Below are 17,959 nucleotides of genomic sequence, written 5' to 3'. Positions count from 1 at the left end.
TCATGCCCCGGCGGGTACTGGTTGCGGGTTCCCCAACGCGATAAAGTCCGCCCATGAGCACCTTCACCGATATTGCGACGCGGACCTACAACCACGGCTGGCGGCTCGATCCCATCGTGCGCAGCCTGCTGGACACTGATTTCTACAAGCTGCTGATGCTACAGATGATCCGGGAATTCTATCCCGAGCAGCAGGTCACTTTTTCGGTCATCAACCGAAGCAAGCATGTCCGCCTCGCCGAGGTGATCGACGAGGGCGAGCTGCGCGCGCAGCTCGACCACGCCCGCACCATCCGCTTCACCAAGAACGAACTGATCTGGCTCGCCGGTAACACGTTTTACGGCAAGACCCAGATGTTCTCGCCCGAGTTCATCAAGTGGCTCGCCAATTTCCGGCTGCCCGAATACGAGCTCACCAAGGTCGACGGCCAGTACGAGCTTCACTTCCACGGGCCGTGGACCCACACCACGATGTGGGAGATTCCGGCGCTCGCCATCCTCAACGAGCTGCGCTCGCGACAGATGATGAAGGGCAAGGGCCGCTTCGAGCTCGACGTGCTCTATGCACGCGCCAAGGCCAAGCTGTGGGCCAAGGTCGAGCGGCTGCGCAAGCTGGACAATCTTCGGCTTTCGGATTTCGGCACGCGGCGGCGTCACGGCTTTCTCTGGCAGCGCTGGTGCGTCGAGGCCGTGAAGGAAGGCCTCGGCTCCTCCTTCACCGGCACCTCCAATGTGCTGCTCGCGATGGACAACGATCTCGAAGCGATCGGCACCAACGCGCATGAATTGCCGATGGTGGCCGCGGCGCTCGCCAATGACGACACCGAGCTGCGCTGGGCGCCCTACCGTATTCTCGACCAGTGGCGTCACACCTATGGCGGCAACCTCTTGATCGCGCTGCCCGACGCCTTCGGCACGAAACCGTTCCTGCGCGATGCGCCGGACTGGGTCGCCGACTGGACCGGCTTTCGCCCCGACTCCGCGCCGCCGATCGCGGCCGGCGAAGAGATCATACGATGGTGGAAACAGAAGGGCCGCGATCCCAGGGAAAAGCTGCTGGTGTTCTCAGACGGCATGGACGTTGATTCCATCGAGGAGACGTACCGCCACTTTGCGGGGCGCGTCCGCATCAGTTTTGGCTGGGGCACCAACCTCACCAATGATTTCATCGGCTGCATGCCGGACGGATCGTCTGATCTCGATCCGATCTCGATCGTCTGCAAGGTGACGTCGGTGGACGGACGGCCGGCCGTAAAACTGTCTGATAATCCGGAGAAGGCAACCGGCATCCAGTCCGAGGTCGATCGTTATCTGCGCGTGTTCGGCAATGTCGGCCGCGTGCGCACGGCGGTGCATGTGTGACCGCACCGCTTGACCAGGGCTTGAACCGCGCGTCGACCGCGCCTAGAGCAGGATGACTTTTCTTCGAATCGTCATCCCGCTCTATCTTTTTGTTTGAGCATGATCTTTTCGGAAAACCGGTATCCACTTTTCCGGATCATGCTCTAACGAAGCTTGCCTGCTCCGCCGGCGCGGCCGCCCAAACTTTTACGCGGCGCGAACGTAGCCGTAGCGCAGGTTCGAGGGCTTCTTGTCCGCCAGCGCATACTCGTTCTTGAGCAGAGCGAGACGGTCCTCGGAGAAGGCCGGCATCCTGGTGTTCTCAGCCGCTTTCAGCCTGATCTTGTAGAACTTGGTGGCGTTGCCGCCGAAGATCAGCTGCTTGACGGCGCTGTTGGCGTCGCCGAGCGGCGCAAAGCCGTATTTCTTCTGCATGTCGTCCGGAACTTCGAGGCGGCGCAGCGCCTCGATCTGCCACTGCGGCGAGCCGTACCAGACCGAGTCGGTGCCCCACATCACGTGATCAACCCCCATGCCCTTGATCAGCGTGCCGACCAGCGCGGCGCAGAATTTCGGATGCGCCACCGCCGAGTTCGCAAAGGACGTGCCGAGCTCAGCATAGACATTGGTAACGCCGAACTTCTGGGGGATTTCCGCAAGGTCCGTGGCCCACGGGATGCGGCCGGTCTGCTCGAACTCGGCGAAGGACTTGTCCGGGAGCTCGAGGAACGCCCGCAGTGCCGAGTGATAGATCACAAAATTCATCTGCGGCCAGTCCTTCGCCGCCTTTCCGATGTCCCACGCAGTCGCATATTCCCACACGCCGGCGAAGGATTTTTCGTAATCGGGCGGCAGTAGCCCCTTGTGGATGCACAGCGTGTTGATGCCGGCCTTCACCGCTTTTTCGTAGAACGGATACATCACCTTCTCGTCGTCGAGCCGCCATGGAAACTTGGACGGCGCCAGCGGATCGCCGATCGTGTAGGCCTTCCAGGAATCGGGCTTGTAGACCTCGATCGCCTTGTCGACCTCCTCCATCCAGCCGGGCTGCTTCGGGGTGATGACGCTATGCGCCAGCAGGCGTCGCGAGCCCGCAAAATCGTTGATAAGCTCGCGGGCCTTGACGATCTGCTCGTTGGACAGCAGCCACCAGCTCGGATCGTCGAACGGCGCGCCGCTCAGCAGCGCTATCTGGGTGTCGCTATCGTAGTAAATCTCTTTCACATAGTTCTGGAACTTGTAGCGGCCGAGCGAGGAGACGCCCTCCTCCTTCATCTTCGGGTTCCAGTGCTGGCTCGCAAAGTCTGCCAGACCCAGCAGCTCCTTGTGATCGAAATCGTCGCGGACGAAATGGGTCTGAACGTCGAAGATGAACTGGCCGGCGAGGCCTTGCGCGCGCGCCAGCATCAGCTCGGGCTCGCGGGCCTCTGCCGGCGTGACCTGGAAAACATTGCCGTAGATGTCGTTCATCGCGAGGAATGCAGCCGCCATGCCGCAGCTCGTGTGCAGGAACTGCCTGCGGCTCAAGCCGAGATGCTTGCCGTTTTGGTCGGCGAGATCGTTGATCCGCGCCTCGACTTTCTTCTGTGTAGCGCTCTGCGGGGGTGGGAGATATTCGCCGTTGGAAACAATCTGGGTCGGAATCGGTGTTGCCGCCGATGCCGCCTCGGCACCCGCGACCAGGCGTTGCTCTCGCTCACTCAGCCAGGTGCTCATCGTTCTCCTCCCTTTTTTGATGTTTGAATAGCGTGCCGGTCGTTGCCCGCATGGAGGCTCGCGTCCGGGTGCTTCCCGGCGCTGAGCAGGCCGGCGCGCCTCGCCGTTCCGTCTCGCTCAAAAGTTGCATCGCTGCCGCGCATGACGCGGGCGAATTCAACGCTCAAATTTTTATGACCGCAAGCGAAGTAATCCGGCAGCCACGCTGTCCCAAACTCGTTTCGTGTCCGATCGTTTTCAGCCGCAGGGTGGATTGGCCGCAAGGCGTAATCGGCCGCTATAGAATCCCGGCCAATGGCGGATTACGCTTCCGCCTTCGCTCGTTGAGCTACGGCGGACAAGTCGCTAATCCGCCCTGCGGCTCTAGGATCTCGATCAAGACAGCAGGGATAGGCCGGGGATTCCATGGATCGGTATCTTGGAGGTCAATTCCCGTATGCGGCGTTCTTCTGGCCGGCGCTCGTCGCTGCATCGGCGGCCGAGGCTTCGTCGGCCATGGCGGCAAGCTTCCTCGAACTTTCAGGCGAGACCGGCGGCGATAGCGACGCAAAAGAGCCGCGGGGAGCAACGCCCGGCAGGATAGCGCTCGAACTGCATGCGGTGCGGCTGCGTGACTTCAGCACGGCCGACAGCGGCGTTCCCGTCTTGCTGTGCCCGCCGCTCGCGCTGCACGGCGCCGCCATTGCGGACCTCGCAACCGGGCACAGTCTCGTTGCCGCGCTCCGCGGCGCCGGAATCGAGCGGCTGCTGATGGCCGACTGGCGCTCGGCCGGCGCCGACATGGGATTTCTCGGGATCGACGAATATCTCGCCGAGCTCAATGTCATTGTCGATTGCATCGGCGGCCCGGTCGATCTGATCGGGCTTTGCCAGGGCGGCTGGCTGTCCCTGCTCTATGCCGGACGATTCCCCGCCAAGGTGCGCCGGCTGGTGATGGCCGGCGCGCCGGTCGACATTGCCGCGCGGCCGTCGCGACTATCGGAAATCGCCGGGGCGACGCCGCTGATGATGTTTCAGGGCCTGGTTCATCTCGGCAATGGCCGCGTCATCGGCCGCAGCGTCGCAAGGTTCTGGGGCAACGGCACCGGGGCGAGCGACATCAGCGAAGCGCTACAGACGCTTGCCCCGATCGGCTCGCCGGAATTTTCCCGGCTCGAAGCCATCTTCAAGAACTGGAATTCCTGGGTGCTCGATCTACCCGGAAAATACTATCTCGAAGTGATCGAGAAACTGTACAGGCGCAACGAACTTGCCGGCGGAAATTTTGTCGCGCTGGGGCAAAAGATCGATCTCTCGCGCCTTCAGCTTCCAATCTACCTGCTCGCCGGCAGCGCCGACGATGTGGTTGCGCCGGAACAATTGCTGGCGGTGGAGCATCTGGTGGCGACGCCGGCCGAGCATCTGCGTCACGACATCGCCCCGTCCAATCATCTCGGCCTGTTCATGGGACGGCAGACGCTCGAAGAATATTGGCCGAAGATTGCGCGCTGGATGAAATCGGCGGAGTGAGTTTTCGGACGTTGCCATAAGCCAAAAGCAAAACGGCTCCCGCGAGGGAGCCGTTTTCCATTCCTGAAGGCCGCAAGCCTCAAGGCATGCTGATCTCGTGCCGGCCGACCACCATCCAGTGCACCTCGTCCGGGCCGTCGGCGAAGCGCAGGTGGCGGACGTCCTGGTACATTTCGGCGAGCGGGGTCCATTGCGAGATGCCGGTGGCGCCGTGCATCTGGATGGCCTGGTCGATCACCTTGCAGGCGCGCTCGGGCACCATGGCCTTGACCATAGAGACCCAGACGCGCGCTTCCTTGTTGCCGAGCACGTCCATCGCTTTCGCCGCCTTGAGCACCATCAGCCGCATCGATTCGATCTCGCATCTCGCCTGCGCGATGATCTGCAAATTGCCGCCGAGATGGACGATCTTCTTGCCAAAGGCCTCGCGGGTGAGGCCGCGCGTCACCATCATGTCGAGCGCTTTTTCGGCCTTGCCGATGGTGCGCATGCAGTGATGGATGCGGCCGGGGCCGAGGCGGACCTGCGAGATTTCGAAGCCGCGGCCCTCGCCGAGCAGCATGTTCTCCTTCGGCACGCGGACATTGTTGAAGCGCAGATGCATGTGGCCGCGCGGCGCGTGATCGTGGCCGAACACGTGCATCGGTCCGAGGATTTCGACGCCGGGCGTGTCCTTTGGCACCAGGATCTGCGACTGCTGCTTGCTCGGCGGCGCGTCGGGATTGGTCTTCACCATCACGATCATGATCTTGCAGCGGGGATCCCCTAAGCCGGAGATGTAATATTTCTCGCCGTTGATCACCCATTCATCGCCGACCAGCTTTGCTGATGTCGAGATGTTCTTGGCGTCGGATGAGGCGACGTTCGGCTCGGTCATCGCATAGGCGGAACGGATTTCGCCGTTGAGCAGCGGCTTCAGCCACTTCTCCTTCTGCTCCTTGGTGCCGACGCGCTCCAGCACTTCCATGTTGCCGGTGTCGGGCGCCGAGCAGTTCATGGTTTCGGACGCGAGCGGGCTCTTGCCGAGCTCAGCGGCGATATAGGCGTAGTCGAGATTCTTCAGGCCCTCGCCGGTCTCCGCATCCGGCAGGAAGAAGTTCCAGAGGCCCTCTTCCTTGGCCTTGTCCTTGGCCCTCTGAAGCACTTCGAGCTGGCCGGGCGTAAAGCTCCAGCGATCGGTCTTGCCCTCGCCGTGCTTGTAGAACTCCACCGACATCGGCTCGACGGTCTCGCGGATGAAGCGCTTGACGTGATCGTAGAGTGGGCGGACCTGCTCGGACATTCGCAGGTCGTTGAGATCGTCTTCGGGGTTGAGGGTGTAGGTGGTGGTGCGAGGCACGTAGGCGTGTTTCATAAGCTTCCTCCCAGAGGTCAAGGATTTTGCGCGCGGCTTGCTTGATCGCGTTGGCGTGCAATCTAGCCCTCCACCCTGCCCCCGTACAGGCAAACCGCCGCTTGGGCGCATGCCAAAACAGCATTGAGCCGAGCCCCAGTTCCGGACCCCGTGAGTAATGCCGTGTCAAGGAAATAAGCCGCTGATATCGCTGGCCTCCACTTGTGCCGTCCTCAAGAAAATGGAGGATGATGGCATTGCCGATTTCAAACAAGCATTCAAACAGGGATTGAAATGGACGAGCGGACTTATGAATACTGGCTCGGCCCAAAAGAGATGAAGTACAGCGCCTCAGGCGTCGAGCGTGCGGTCAAGCCCGAAGCCACCATCCGCCGTGCGGAGGCCGTGCTCGATGTCATCGGCGTCACCAAGGTTGCCGATGTGACCGACCTCGACCGCGTCGGCATTCCGAATTTCATGTCGGTGCGGCCGCACGATCTCGGCCCCGGCATCTCCTACTACAACGGCAAGGGAACGACGCGCGCCGCTGCGCATGCGGGTGCGCTGATGGAGGCGGTCGAACGTCACGCCGGCGAACGCTATGACGGACGCGTCATCGCCTCGTCCTACCACAATCTCCGCGACGAATACCCCTGCATCGATCCGCTCGAAATCCACGTGCCGATGATCCGCAAATACAGCGAGCATCTGATGCTGGAATGGGTGCTGGGGTATGACCTGATGACGCGCCGACCGACGCTGGCCCCGCTCAACTGCGTGGTGTCGCCCTATACGCCGGACTCCGGCATGGCCCTGTTCTATTCGAGCACGAACGGTCTGGCGTCGGGCAATTCCCGGGTCGATGCCATCTCTCATGCATTGTGCGAGGTGATCGAGCGCGACGCGACGTCGCTGGCCATGGCGCGATCCGACGTGAAACCCGCCGTCGCGTCACTGCTGGCGGAGATGGGGTTCGCCAGCAGGTTGCCGACGGAGGCCGAGGAAGCGCCGCTGATATCGCTTCGCGGCTTGCCGCGCACCGCAACAGCGCTGGTTCGCAAGCTGCAAGGCGCCGGGCTCGATGTCGAATTGCTCAACCTGACATCCGATGTCGGCATTGCGACCATTGCCTGCACCATCACCGATCCGCAGGGCCCGCCCGGCGGCATGAATGCATTCAGCGGGTGCGGCACCCATCCGGATGCGCGCATCGCGCTCACCCGCGCGCTGACAGAAGCGGCGCAATCGCGGCTTTCCTGCATCCAGGGCGGCAGGGAAAACCTGCCGGATTACGCTCCGGCCAGAGGCGCGCGCCCGGTGAAACCGCGGCCGCGCAATCGCCGCACCATCCGTTTCGAAGAGATCGCGTCGCATCAGCATGCTTCGGTCAACGACGACGTCGAGTTCATGATCGAGCGGATGCGGCATTGCGGCTTCGAACAGGTCGTTGTGGTCGACGTGACCAGCAAGGACGTCGGGATTCCGGTGGTGCGTGTGATCGTGCCGCGATCGGAGATGTGGACGCTTTATGTGGCCGAGGGTGCCCGGGCGAGCCTTGGGCCTCGCGCGCTGCGACAGATCAGGTGAACGCCAGGTGGCCGCCGCCTCGCCCTCGACGAGCCACATCGGTGATGCGATGAAGACCATCGTATTCTCCGGGCCATCGCTATCGGAGGCGGAGGTGCAGCAGCTTGTGACATGCGTCCATGCACCGCCGATCAAGCGCGGCGACCTGGAGGCCGCAGGCGATTACGACCTGTTCGTCATTCTCGACGGCGAGTTCGGACAGAATCTTTCGGTGACGCCGAAGGAAATTCTCTCCGTGCTGGAACGCGGCAAGACCGTGATCGGCGCCGCCAGCATGGGCGCGCTGCGCGCATCGGAACTGGACCGCTCCGGCATGATCGGCGTCGGCTGGGTCTACCACTATTTCCGAAAGTCCCCGGTCCGGCGCGATGCCGATGTCGCGCTGGTCTACTCCCCCCTCGACTTCAAGCCGATGACGGTGCCGCTGGTCGACATCGAATACTGGATGGAACAGGCCCTGGTAGCGGGCCTGATCGCGCCCAAGGATAGCGGACGGCTGCTAAAGCTGGCGCGGGGCATCTTTTTTGCCGACCGGACGCCGGACAGACTGATAGACACGCTGCGCCGCGCCATCGCCGCGGACAGGCTCGACGCCCTTCTGGCATTTTCCGGCGGTATCCCAAGTGTAAAATCCATCGACGCAGGGGAAGCGCTTCGCTTCAGCGCATCGTTGGTGGAACGTCGCGCGCGGACCGAGGGATAACGACATTGCAGACGCACGATCAAAATTCCGACGCCCGGCCCGAGCCGGGCCTGCAACTGACGGATTTGCTCAGCAGGGCTCTGCTGGATCGGGAATTATGCGACAGACTTCTCGCCGATCCCGAAGCGATCGGGCGCGAGTTCGGCCTTTCTCCTGAAGAAGCCCAGGCCCTCAAGCGGCTCGATCGCCAGAAATTCGACGCGGCGATTGCGCGGCTGCGATGGGGCTGAACGCCTGATCCTACGGTGGGCGCAAAATTTCGGCCTCTCCGATTTCGAAGAGGCCGACGAGATTGCGAACCTGAATTGCCACCAGATCAGATCTTGGGACCGATGTAGGGGCAGACCATCGTCAAATTCAGAAGCGTCGGCACGTTGCTTCCTGCTGCGTATTCCCAGTCCAGCAGGATGTCATGCTTGTCTGCGTCTGGATCGTCCTTTGCCCTCTGCGTGACATTGACCTGCATGCAGATGGGCGGGCTCGAATTGAAGCACTTGCGAACCGACGCGTCCATCAGTGCGCATTTGGTCAGCGGAACGACGCCCGGCTCGTCCTTGGACAGGGGCTTGGTGTTGGCTTGAGCCGTCAAACTGACCCGCGCGGAGCCGACATGCTTCAGCCATTCCTTGGGACCGTTTGGATTGATCTGCGCCGGGGACAGGATCGGCTGATACTGACCGAACTCCATCGTGGCGATATCGATGTTCTGCGAGCTTGTCAGTATTGCTACGCTCTTCTTCATGTTGTCCAAGGGATAGTAGTTACTATCCATGGCCGTCTTGAACTCGCCGCTCTCGTATACCCTCCCCGCCATCATCATCTGCAACATGGTCGAACTTCCCCCTCTTAAAAAATAAATGGTGCCGGAACGGCCAAACGATGCTGGATCAAGACGTCCGATCGCGTTTGAACACTGCGATCACACGGCCAATGCGTCCGATTCCGAAAGTAAGGCTATCACCCAAGGCTGCGTGACGTCCAGAGACAACCCGAATGACGGCTTGTCCCGTCAGCTCTGCTGGGTACAATCGAAAAGTACGCTTGCGCCGGGCTGCCCGCGGGGTGCTTCATTCGAACTATCGCAGCCGACAAGAAGCGCGGAATGCGATCTTTCGCGTGGCAAGCAATGACGGACGTGGGCGACATCAGGTGCCTCCAGTGAGCACGGCGCATCCGGTGGGAGACCCGGACAGCGAACGCAAGTTCGTCACGATCCTCAGGGCTGACGTCGTCCATTCGACCGGCCTCATCGCCGAGCTCGACCCCGAGGAAGCGGTCTCGCGGCTTGAGCCCGCACTGGCAGCGATGCGCGCGGCCGTGCGCCAATTCGGCGGCATCGTCAGCAAGGAGCTCGGAGACGGGCTGGCGGCCGTGTTCGGCGCGCCGATCGCTGACGACAACCATGCACCGCTGGCCTGCCACGCCGCCCTTGAACTGGTACGGCGCGTCGAGGCGCTCGGCGATCCCGGCATAAAAGTCCGGGTCGGCCTGCACTCGGGAATAGTCGTGGCTTACGTCGTGGCCAGCGAGTTTTCCAAGGTTTACGAGATCGGTGGTGCGGCGCAGCATCTGGCCGCCCGGCTGGAAGCAGAGGCAGGGCCCGGTCAGATCTACGCGTCCGAAGCCTGCCAGAAGCTCGCCGAAGGCCACGTCCAGTTCGAATTCCTGGGGCCGAAGCCCCTGCGCGGTTTCAACGAAGTGGTGCCGGTCTACCGGGTCACCGGCGCGCGCGATCTTTCAAGCTGGCGGCTGCGCAAGGCGCGCAATGTTTCGCGCTTCGTCGGCCGCACCCGGGAGACCTCGCAGTTGAGGCGCGCGGCCGAGGGTACGCAGGCCCATGGCCGGGCCGTGTTCCTGACCGGCGAACCCGGCATCGGAAAATCGCGGCTGGTTCACGAGTTTGTCCACGAGCTGCAACTTGACGGCTGGCAACTGATCGAGGCCGAGTGCAGCGCGAACCTGCAAAGCTCACCCTTTGCGGCGCTCAAGGGCCTGCTGCTCTCGATCCTTAACGGCGCCGCAGCCGGTGATCGCGACCCGAAGGCAGGCCTGCCGCAGACCTTGCGGACCGCCATCGACGCCGTGCTCGACCTGCCGATATCGGATCCTCACTGGGAGGCGCTGGAGCCGCAGTTGCGCGGACGGGCCATTTCCGATGCGAGCTGTGCGCTCGTCGAGCACGCCGCCCAGGGCCGGCCGACGGTGCTGCTGATCGAAGACCTGCACTGGGTCGACCGTGCCAGCGACTCCGTCATCGCGGCACTTGCGTCGCTGAAAACGCCGCATCTGCTGATCGTCGTGACCAGCAGGCCCATCGATATCCCCAAATGGGTCGATCAAGGTGAAGCCGGAATCGTCGCCTTGCGGCCGCTCGATGCAAGTTCTGGAATGGCGATGCTGGATGCCATTTTGGGGGTTTCCTCCACGACGTTCGACCTGAAGCGCCAAATCATTCGCCACACGGCCAGCGTTCCGTTGTTCGTCGAGGAAGTATGTCGGGGCCTGAAGGAAACCGGCGTGCTGCGAGGAGAATGGGGCAATCTTACCCTCGATCGGCCGGTCGCCGGCCTCGGCATCCCCAACAGCATCCAGGGAGTGATCGCCGCTCGCCTGGACCGCCTGCCACGGGATGAGCGCACCCTGATGCAAATCGCGGCCGCCCTTGGTTCGCGCGCGATCGTGACCACGCTGCGCGAAGTGGCCGCGCTGCCCGAAGACCGGCTTCAGCGCGTCCTCAATACGCTGGACCGCTCCGAATTGCTGGTGAGGGCCGAAATCGGCGCTCCCGAGGATACGTTCGAGTTTCCGCACGAGATGATTCGCCAAGTCACCTATGACCAGATGGTCGAACGGACACGCGAGACGGTGCACACGCGCATCCTTGCCGCGCTCGAGAGCGACGAAGGTCGGCGCGAGGAGCAGGATACGCTCTGCTACCATGCCAAACGGGCAAAGGATTGGGGAAAGGCCATTTCCTACGGCAGAAACGTCGCGCGAAAGTGCGTCGCGCGGTCCGCATTCGCCGACGCGGCTTCGTACTTCGAAATCGCCATGGATGCGCTTGACCGGACTCCGGTTTCACACGAGCGCGAAGTCGAAGCCATCGATCTTCGGATCGAGGCGCGCATAGCATTTGCAAGTGTCGGAAAGGTCGCCGAGTGGCTGGAACTGGAAAAAGAAGCCGAACGACGCGCTGACAAGATTGGCGACATCGGACGCAAGGTGGCCGCCATGACCGTCAGGGCGGCGGCACATAATTTTTACAGCACGCCGATAGAAGCCATCGCGACGGGTGAGCAGGTTGTGGAACTGGCTGAGCAGTGGGGCGAGCCCGGCTGGCTCAGCCTCGCCCAATATGGCCTCGGTCAAGCCTATCATATTGCCGGCCGCTACCGCGAAGCTGAGCAGATGACGGCGCGAGCCTGTGAACAATTGATACGTCCGGGCGCCAGCGCCCCGATCGGCACTACTCCGAAATATCTGCTGCTCGTGTGCTGCATGATGAAGAGCGTGATGCATGCAACGCTCGGAGAACTGGATACGGCGGACCACTTTCAACGGATTGCGCAGGAGATTGCGGACCAGACCAACCGGCCGTTCGACCGCGTCGCCGCCGGATATAGTGGAGGCCACCTTATGCTCGCCCAGGGCAACCCGGCCGGCGCAGCGATCATCCTCGACGAAGCGTTCGCGCTGACGCAGGAGCACGGCGTGCGGATCTTCGGCTCCATCACCGCATGCTATCGCGGGCTCGCCTATTTTGAGCAGGAACGCATCGAGGAGGCGCGGACGATCCTTTCAGGTGCGCTGGAAGATGCAAAGTCGGTCGGTTACAAATCCATCGAGTTGCGCACGGCGATTTATCTCGCGCTCGCACTCAGCCGGCTCGGCCAGATGCGCCCTGCGCTCGATCTGCTGCGCGATGCACGCAATACCGCCCGGCAACAGGGATTTGGCGGGGTGGAAGCGGAAGCCCTGTTTGCCGAAGCCATGGTGTCGCCGGTCAACAACGAAAGCGACAGATCCGCCGTCACGCGTTCCCTGCGGAATTGCATCGAAATCACGACCCAGAGCGAAGCAAGGCCGCTGCGTCTCAGGGCGGAGGCGCTGCTCGGCGATCTAGGTATACGCCAGGAACAGGACTAGCCCGACGACCAGCGTCAGCGCCATGAACACCAGCACCGCCGGTAAACCGAAGGCGGTCGCAACTACCCCTGTCAGCGACTGCATCAGGGCCGTGCCGAGGAAGAAGGCGAGGTTGACCGCGGACAAAGCCTTGCCGGCGTTTTGCGGCTCGACCAGTTGCCGCGTCATGCCGTAGAGCAGCGGTTGCGCCGACACGGCAAAACCGATCACGACGAACAGCACCAGGTCGTACACCGGCGGCATCATGCCCGTGCCGAAAAAGTTCGACACAAAGAGATGCGGCGCGCCGCCCGCCATCAGGACGAGGGCCACCGCCGCGACCAGGTGCGCGCACGCGAGCATGGCGCGGCGATGACCGAATTTCCGGTCGAACAGCCCGATCACCATCGGCCCGACGATCAAGGCGAGCGTGAACAGACCGAGCTCGTTGCCGGCCTCGATCCGGCCAAGGCCCTTGATCTCCATCAGCCACGGTCCGCCCCACAATCCCCGCAGCACCAGCGAAATCGCCAGCGAGACCAGCGCCAGCGCGATGATGCCGCGCAGCCGGCGCGACAATCCGAGCCGGATGACCTGCACCATCTGGGAGAGCGGAGAGGAGTCGTCCGCATGCGCGGGGTCGGACCGGGGAACCAGCAGGAAGACGGCAATCGCGACCGCAATCCCGAACAGCGACGACAGCCAAAAACTCGCGCGCCAGCCATAGTTCTCGATCACCCAGGCCAGCGGGCTTGATGAGATCAGCATGCCGATATTGCCGAGCGAGAGGATCATGCCCGACCACAGGCCGAAGCGGGCGGCGGACACGTTCTTGGCGGCGAGCGTCATCGGGCACATCAGCATGCCCGAGGTGGCTACTCCAAGCATGAACTGGCCCAGCAAAAATGCTTCCGGCCCGGTCGCAAAACCGGAGGCGGCGGCGCCCACCACCGTGCCCGCGAGCAGGCTCAACGACACCGGGCGGATGCCAAAGCGGTCCATCGCCGCGCCGACCGGGATTTGGGAAGCGGCGAATGCAAAATGATAGATCGAGGTCAGGCTCCCGAGCGTCTGCGGTGGGGTGGCAAAATCGGCGGCCATCAGGTCGATGCTGAGCGCGGGAATGGTTCGCAGCAGCGTCGACAGCATGTGCCCGAAGGCGAGCGCCAGCAGCGCAAAGATCAGCGCGCGGTCACCGGTACGGCCGGTCCCCGCGGGCGCAACAGTACCGCTGCTCATGTAATTTCCAGCCCGGCGAACATTGGATGCGGCTTAGCACCGTTCGGCAGCGGGCCGATACCTCATCTTTCGCGGCAAGGGGATGTGCTGCCCGAATAGCTGAACTGCTTCAATGACCTCGCAGCGAAGCTTGCGGCGCCGTCACAGCTTCGTTCAGCGTCGATCAGCATCCACGCCAGGTTGCACCGACGATCCGGTCGCTTCGCAAACGGGCCCACAGGCGATCAGACCGCCGTTTCGTCATCGGTAACCGGTGACGTGACCACCAGGAACACGAGGTCGACGAGCCCGGAGTTGGAGATGGCGTGCTCGACGCCGGGCGGCAGGAAGATGAAGTCGTGCTTGCGCACGACATGATTTTTTCCCGCGATCTCCATCAGGCCCTCGCCTTCGAGCACGTGGTAGATCTGCTCCTGCACGCGATGGCTGTGCCGCGCGACATGGGCCATCGGCTGGTACATCGATATCCGGTAGTCGATGCGGCGCGAGCCGGCGGTTTCCGGCATCACCAGCGGCTTTGAAAGCGCGCCGCCGAAGTGGTTGGGAAATTCGCGCCAAGGCACTTCGGCGATGTTGCGGATGAAGGCGCCGTTTGCTTCCGAAGCCATTGCCATCTCCCTTACGTGACCAAGGCCCCGCCATCGACATAGACGATCGATCCCGTGACGAACCCGATCGTCATGAAGGAAAGGATTTGCCGGGCGATGTCCTCGCTCACCCCTACCCGGCCGACCGGCAGCGATGCGGCGGTCTTCGCCAGCATTTCGCGGCGCGCCTCTTCCGGCATCGCGGCGCGGATCGGCGTGTCGATGATGCCGGGCGAGACCGCGTTGACGCGCACCGGCGCCAGTTCCAGCGCGAGCGCGCGGGCCAGCGACTCCAGCGCGCCGTTGGCCGCGCTGACGATAGCCGAATTCGGCCGCGGGCGGATGCTGAGGAAACCGGAGACCAGCGTCAGCGATCCGCCGGGCCGGATGTCCGCCGCGCGGGCTACGCGCCAGGCGCCCCAGAACTTTCCTTCCATGGTGGAGCGCACGTCTTCCATCGGCACCGACTTGAACGGCCCGGTGCGCAACTGCGCGGCGGTGACGACGACATGATCGACCGGGCCGCAGCTCTTGAAGAGATTTGCGACGCTCTTGTCGTCGGTGACGTCGGCGGGGATTGCGACAACGTTCATCTTTTCGGCGATCGCATCCAGCCGCTCCGCGTTGCGCGAGGCGATGATGATTTGGGCGCCTTCGCGCTTGGCGAGTTCGGCCGTCGCCAGGCCAATACCGGAGGAGCCGCCGACCACGACGACCTTCTTGCCTGCAAGCTGCATCGATGTTTCCTCGATCTATGTGACGATTTCAGGTCGGCTCGAACTGCACGCCGATGCCCGGCTTGCTGCGGCCGAGGCCCGGAAGCTCCCAGACACCGGCACCGGCGGGATTGACGTCGGCGGCGATATCGACGTCGATCAGATAGGGCTTGTTGGCGGCGATGCCCTTGCGGACGGCTTCGACGATATCGCCGGCGCGATCGACGCGGACGCCCTCGACGCCGCAGGAGCGCGCCATCGCCGCAAAGTCCGGATTGTAACGCTGGCCGCTGACAGGATCATGGAAGTCGGTCGCGAGTTCGCGGCCGCCGAGATAGCCGCGTTGCAGACCGCGGATCGAGGCATAGGCGTAATTATTCCAGACCACCCACACCACCGGCAGATTGTATTCCACTGCCGTGCCCAGCACGTTGGCGTGCATGAAGAAGGCGCCGTCGCCGCATACGGACACGCAGGGACGGTCAGGCGCAGCGAACTTTGCACCCATCACGCCGGCCACGCCAAAACCCATCGGGCCAAACCCCATCGAGCCGATCAGCGAATCCGGCCGCCGCGGCTTGCAGAAGCCGAGCAGCCAGTTGTGGTGCACGCCGATATCGCTGACGAGGATCGCGTCTTCCGGCAGCGCCTTGTCGATTTCCAGCGCGGCGCGCTGCGGATTGATCGGCGTAGTATCGTCGGAAAAGCCGGGCGCGACGAACTTGTCCCATTCCTTGCGATACGTATCGATCTGCGCCAGCCATTTTTTGCGCGCATCGGCACGCTTGGAGAGGTCCGCGCGGCGGTCGAGTTCGGCATGAACTTGCTGAAGGAAGATGCGCACGTCGGCCATCAGGCCGAGCGCGACCGGATAGTTGCGGCCGATCTCTTCCGGATCGATGTCGACATGGATCAGGCGCGTCGGCGGAATGGTGAAGGAGTATCCGGGAATCCATGAACTCGATGTGCGGTCGTCGAAGCGCACGCCGAGCGCCAGCAACACGTCCGCCTGCCGAGTGGCGTGATTGGCCTGATAGTGCCCCGCGCGGGCGACGAGACCAAGTGAAAGCGGATGGTTGGTGTCGATCGCGCCAAGGCCGCTGGCGGACGCCGCGACCGGAATCTGGAGCCGTTCGGCGAGTTTCAACAATTCCTGCGCGGCGCCGCCATAGCGCACGCCCTGCCCGACCAGCATTACCGGCCGCTCGGCGCCGAGCAGCATGTCGACTGCCTTGATGATACCTTCGGGATCGGCACCGCAGCGGCTGGAAATATTGCCGTTCCAGGCTTGCGCGTTCGGCGCCTCTTCGGCGGCTGACTCCATGAACACGTCAAAGGGCACGTCGAGCACGACCGGCCCCGGACGGCCTGAAGTCATCGTCTTCCACGCCTGCCGCACCGCGAGCGGCACCATCTCGCCGCGCGTCGGCTGAAACACTTTTTTGCAGTAAGAGCGAACGGTTGAAGGAAAGTCGGCCTGATAGTGGCGATAGAGTTCCTGGAATGCGCCGCGGTTGAATTGGCTGGTCGGCACGTTACCGGTGACTGCCATGAACGGCACCGAGTCCAGAAACGCATTGCCGAGCGAGATCGGAAGGTTCGCCGAGCCAGGTCCGCAGGAGGTGAAGGTCGCGGTCGGCCGTCCCGAAACGCGATAATAGACGTCGGCCATGAAGCCGGCGACGCTCTCGTGATGCACGGAAATGGTCTTGATGTCGTGTGAGCGCTCGTACAGCGCGTCGATGAACTGGATGTTGCCATGGCCGCAGAGGCCGAACACCTGCGGCACCTTTTCCTGGATGAGATAGTCGACGATGACCTGTGCGCCGTTGAGCATGTTGCCTGCCATCGGATCGCTTTCTCCCTTCGCTCAACGGCGACGGCCCGCATTTTCGCTTTTTGCCGTCGCAAGACCGCGACCCTACTTTCTCATAATACTGTACGTCAATTGCTATTGTGGTATGGTCGCCGGGCTGGACGGTTCAGGCTCGAGCCTCGCATCGGGGTCTGTCGCGAACCGCGCTTGATGCTGTGCGGGCGGACGTTAGAGTCTGCAACGTCCATGGGGAGAGAAGATTCGTGAAAGCGCGCAGCAAGCCGAAGACCAGCGAGAAGCCGGCCAGTCCGCGCAAGACCTCCATTGCCCGCCTCGTGCCGTCGACCGAGCCGAATATCGACGATGAGGCCGAGGATCGCCAGCGCGGCGGCGTGCAGTCGCTCGGGCGCGCCTTCGCGATCCTGGAAGAGATCGCCCGCCACCGCGAAGGCATTGGCCTTGCTGAACTCAGCAAGCTGGTCGGCCTGCACAATTCCACCACGTTCCACCTCGCCAAGACCATGGTGTCGTTGGGCTACATCAGGCAGGAGAAAGATTCCAAACGCTACCGGGTTGGCCGGCCGCTGTTTGCGCTGGCGGCAAGCGCGTTGGACGAAATCGAGATGGTCAATCTGGCGACGCCCATTCTCGAAGATCTGTCGCGGGAAACCGGGGAAAGCGGCCATTTTGCCGTGCGAATGGGCGATGCGGTGATCGTCATCGCCCGCACCAGCGGCTCCGGCGCATTCCAGCTCACCGACCGGGTCGGCGTGGTGCGGCCGGCGCATTGTACGGCGCTCGGCAAGATCATTCTGGCTTCGCTGCGCCCGGACCAGCTCAAGCGCTTTCTGGAACGCGTCGAGCTGAAGCCGTCGACCAAGAAATCAATCACCGACCCGAACGCGCTGCTCCGCGAGATCGCCGAGGTCCGGCGCAACGCCATCGCCATTGACGACGGCGAATTCAATCCGGAAGTCCGCTGCGTTGCGGTGCCGGTCTATAATTTCACCGGCGACGTGATCGGCGCGATGGGGATATCCGGCCCGATCTGGCGGATGACCGACCAGGTGCTGCAAAGCCGCGCGAAAAGCGTGCAGGCGGCGGCGAATCGCCTGTCCGCCGAGTTCGGCGCCAAAGGCGCCGCCAAGGTTTTCTGACGACAATCGACCTTCGCCTGCGGCGCATTTGGCGTTGACAGGACCCCTTGCGTCCGGAAATATCATCCAACAATAAAAAAACGTCTCTCACAATCTCGCATACTGGAGATCGGAGGCAGGACGTCGTGACG

General features: G+C 62.8%; 14 protein-coding genes. 7 read left to right on the top strand and 7 right to left on the bottom strand.

Annotated elements, in window-relative coordinates; all coding sequences use genetic code 11:
- Window positions 1-53 precede the first annotated feature (53 nt).
- Window positions 54-1,361 carry a nicotinate phosphoribosyltransferase gene (gene pncB, locus JQ628_RS06640; protein WP_212221035.1) on the top strand — a complete coding sequence of 436 codons (1,308 nt, stop codon included), beginning with the start codon at window positions 54-56 and terminating at the stop codon, window positions 1,359-1,361.
- A gap of 186 nt (window positions 1,362-1,547) precedes the next feature.
- On the opposite strand, the gene JQ628_RS06635 is transcribed toward pncB, so the two are convergent.
- A complete protein-coding gene (locus tag JQ628_RS06635) occupies window positions 1,548-3,056 on the bottom strand; it encodes an amidohydrolase family protein (RefSeq protein ID WP_212221032.1) in 1,509 nt (502 codons plus the stop codon).
- Window positions 3,057-3,461: 405 nt separating this feature from the next.
- On the opposite strand from JQ628_RS06635, the gene JQ628_RS06630 reads away from it, so the two are divergent.
- Window positions 3,462-4,565, top strand: coding sequence for an alpha/beta fold hydrolase (locus JQ628_RS06630; protein ID WP_212221029.1), 1,104 nt, complete (start codon window positions 3,462-3,464; stop codon window positions 4,563-4,565).
- Window positions 4,566-4,644: 79 nt separating this feature from the next.
- Here JQ628_RS06630 and JQ628_RS06625 read toward each other — a convergent pair whose 3' ends face one another.
- The gene (locus JQ628_RS06625) at window positions 4,645-5,919 is read right to left on the bottom strand and encodes an acyl-CoA dehydrogenase family protein (RefSeq protein WP_212221026.1); all 1,275 of its coding nucleotides are present in this window, start codon (window positions 5,917-5,919) and stop codon (window positions 4,645-4,647) included.
- A gap of 273 nt (window positions 5,920-6,192) precedes the next feature.
- Between JQ628_RS06625 and JQ628_RS06620 the strand changes: the two genes are divergently transcribed.
- The 3 genes from JQ628_RS06620 to JQ628_RS06610 are packed head-to-tail and all read left to right on the top strand — an operon-like array spanning window position 6,193 to window position 8,418.
- The gene (locus JQ628_RS06620) at window positions 6,193-7,485 is read left to right on the top strand and encodes a YcaO-like family protein (RefSeq protein ID WP_212221023.1); all 1,293 of its coding nucleotides are present in this window, start codon (window positions 6,193-6,195) and stop codon (window positions 7,483-7,485) included.
- Window positions 7,486-7,492: 7 nt separating this feature from the next.
- Window positions 7,493-8,188, top strand: coding sequence for a TfuA-like protein (locus JQ628_RS06615; protein ID WP_212221020.1), 696 nt, complete (start codon window positions 7,493-7,495; stop codon window positions 8,186-8,188).
- Between the two features lie 5 nt (window positions 8,189-8,193).
- Entirely contained in the window at window positions 8,194-8,418 is a 225-nt protein-coding gene (locus JQ628_RS06610) for an Os1348 family NHLP clan protein (RefSeq protein WP_212221017.1), read from the top strand.
- A gap of 86 nt (window positions 8,419-8,504) precedes the next feature.
- Here the strand turns inward: JQ628_RS06610 and JQ628_RS06605 are convergent, their stop codons facing one another.
- The gene (locus JQ628_RS06605) at window positions 8,505-9,017 is read right to left on the bottom strand and encodes a hypothetical protein (RefSeq protein WP_249127511.1); all 513 of its coding nucleotides are present in this window, start codon (window positions 9,015-9,017) and stop codon (window positions 8,505-8,507) included.
- A gap of 329 nt (window positions 9,018-9,346) precedes the next feature.
- Between JQ628_RS06605 and JQ628_RS06600 the strand changes: the two genes are divergently transcribed.
- Window positions 9,347-12,334 (top strand): ATP-binding protein, encoded by a 2,988-nt coding sequence (locus tag JQ628_RS06600; RefSeq protein ID WP_349628027.1) that lies wholly within the window; start codon window positions 9,347-9,349, stop codon window positions 12,332-12,334.
- Here JQ628_RS06600 and JQ628_RS06595 read toward each other — a convergent pair.
- The 4 genes from JQ628_RS06595 to JQ628_RS06580 all read right to left on the bottom strand — a co-directional run bounded on the left by JQ628_RS06595 (window position 12,308) and on the right by JQ628_RS06580 (window position 16,704).
- The gene (locus tag JQ628_RS06595) at window positions 12,308-13,552 is read right to left on the bottom strand and encodes an MFS transporter (protein ID WP_212221012.1); all 1,245 of its coding nucleotides are present in this window, start codon (window positions 13,550-13,552) and stop codon (window positions 12,308-12,310) included. The genes JQ628_RS06600 and JQ628_RS06595 overlap by 27 nt on opposite strands.
- Before the next feature lie 224 nt (window positions 13,553-13,776).
- Window positions 13,777-14,160: a cupin domain-containing protein gene (locus JQ628_RS06590; protein WP_212221009.1), complete on the bottom strand. Its 384-nt coding sequence runs from the start codon at window positions 14,158-14,160 to the stop codon at window positions 13,777-13,779.
- A gap of 11 nt (window positions 14,161-14,171) precedes the next feature.
- Window positions 14,172-14,876: an SDR family oxidoreductase gene (locus JQ628_RS06585; protein WP_212221006.1), complete on the bottom strand. Its 705-nt coding sequence runs from the start codon at window positions 14,874-14,876 to the stop codon at window positions 14,172-14,174.
- Between the two features lie 28 nt (window positions 14,877-14,904).
- Window positions 14,905-16,704, bottom strand: a complete 1,800-nt coding sequence (locus JQ628_RS06580) for a thiamine pyrophosphate-binding protein (RefSeq protein WP_212221003.1) — start codon at window positions 16,702-16,704, stop codon at window positions 14,905-14,907.
- A gap of 230 nt (window positions 16,705-16,934) precedes the next feature.
- On the opposite strand from JQ628_RS06580, the gene JQ628_RS06575 reads away from it, so the two are divergent.
- Complete coding sequence (locus tag JQ628_RS06575; RefSeq protein ID WP_212221000.1) at window positions 16,935-17,828, top strand: IclR family transcriptional regulator; 894 nt, start codon at window positions 16,935-16,937, stop codon at window positions 17,826-17,828.
- Window positions 17,829-17,959: the final 131 nt, after the last annotated feature.

The organism is Bradyrhizobium lablabi (genome assembly GCF_018129385.1).
In the GTDB taxonomy this organism is placed as follows: Bacteria; Pseudomonadota; Alphaproteobacteria; order Rhizobiales; family Xanthobacteraceae; genus Bradyrhizobium; species Bradyrhizobium lablabi_C.
The sequence above is the reverse complement of the archived record's forward strand: the minus strand, read 5'-3'. Positions and strand labels throughout refer to the sequence as shown.

Coding starts and splice junctions, on each gene's coding strand:
- JQ628_RS06585 (WP_212221006.1), bottom strand. CDS start 14,876: ATGCAGCTTGCAGGCAAGAAGGTCGTCGTGGTCGGCGGCTCCTCCGGT.
- JQ628_RS06630 (WP_212221029.1), top strand. CDS start 3,462: ATGGATCGGTATCTTGGAGGTCAATTCCCGTATGCGGCGTTCTTCTGG.
- JQ628_RS06580 (WP_212221003.1), bottom strand. CDS start 16,704: ATGGCAGGCAACATGCTCAACGGCGCACAGGTCATCGTCGACTATCTC.
- JQ628_RS06635 (WP_212221032.1), bottom strand. CDS start 3,056: ATGAGCACCTGGCTGAGTGAGCGAGAGCAACGCCTGGTCGCGGGTGCC.
- JQ628_RS06595 (WP_212221012.1), bottom strand. CDS start 13,552: ATGAGCAGCGGTACTGTTGCGCCCGCGGGGACCGGCCGTACCGGTGAC.
- JQ628_RS06620 (WP_212221023.1), top strand. CDS start 6,193: ATGGACGAGCGGACTTATGAATACTGGCTCGGCCCAAAAGAGATGAAG.
- JQ628_RS06625 (WP_212221026.1), bottom strand. CDS start 5,919: ATGAAACACGCCTACGTGCCTCGCACCACCACCTACACCCTCAACCCC.
- JQ628_RS06605 (WP_249127511.1), bottom strand. CDS start 9,017: ATGTTGCAGATGATGATGGCGGGGAGGGTATACGAGAGCGGCGAGTTC.
- pncB (WP_212221035.1), top strand. CDS start 54: ATGAGCACCTTCACCGATATTGCGACGCGGACCTACAACCACGGCTGG.
- JQ628_RS06590 (WP_212221009.1), bottom strand. CDS start 14,160: ATGGCTTCGGAAGCAAACGGCGCCTTCATCCGCAACATCGCCGAAGTG.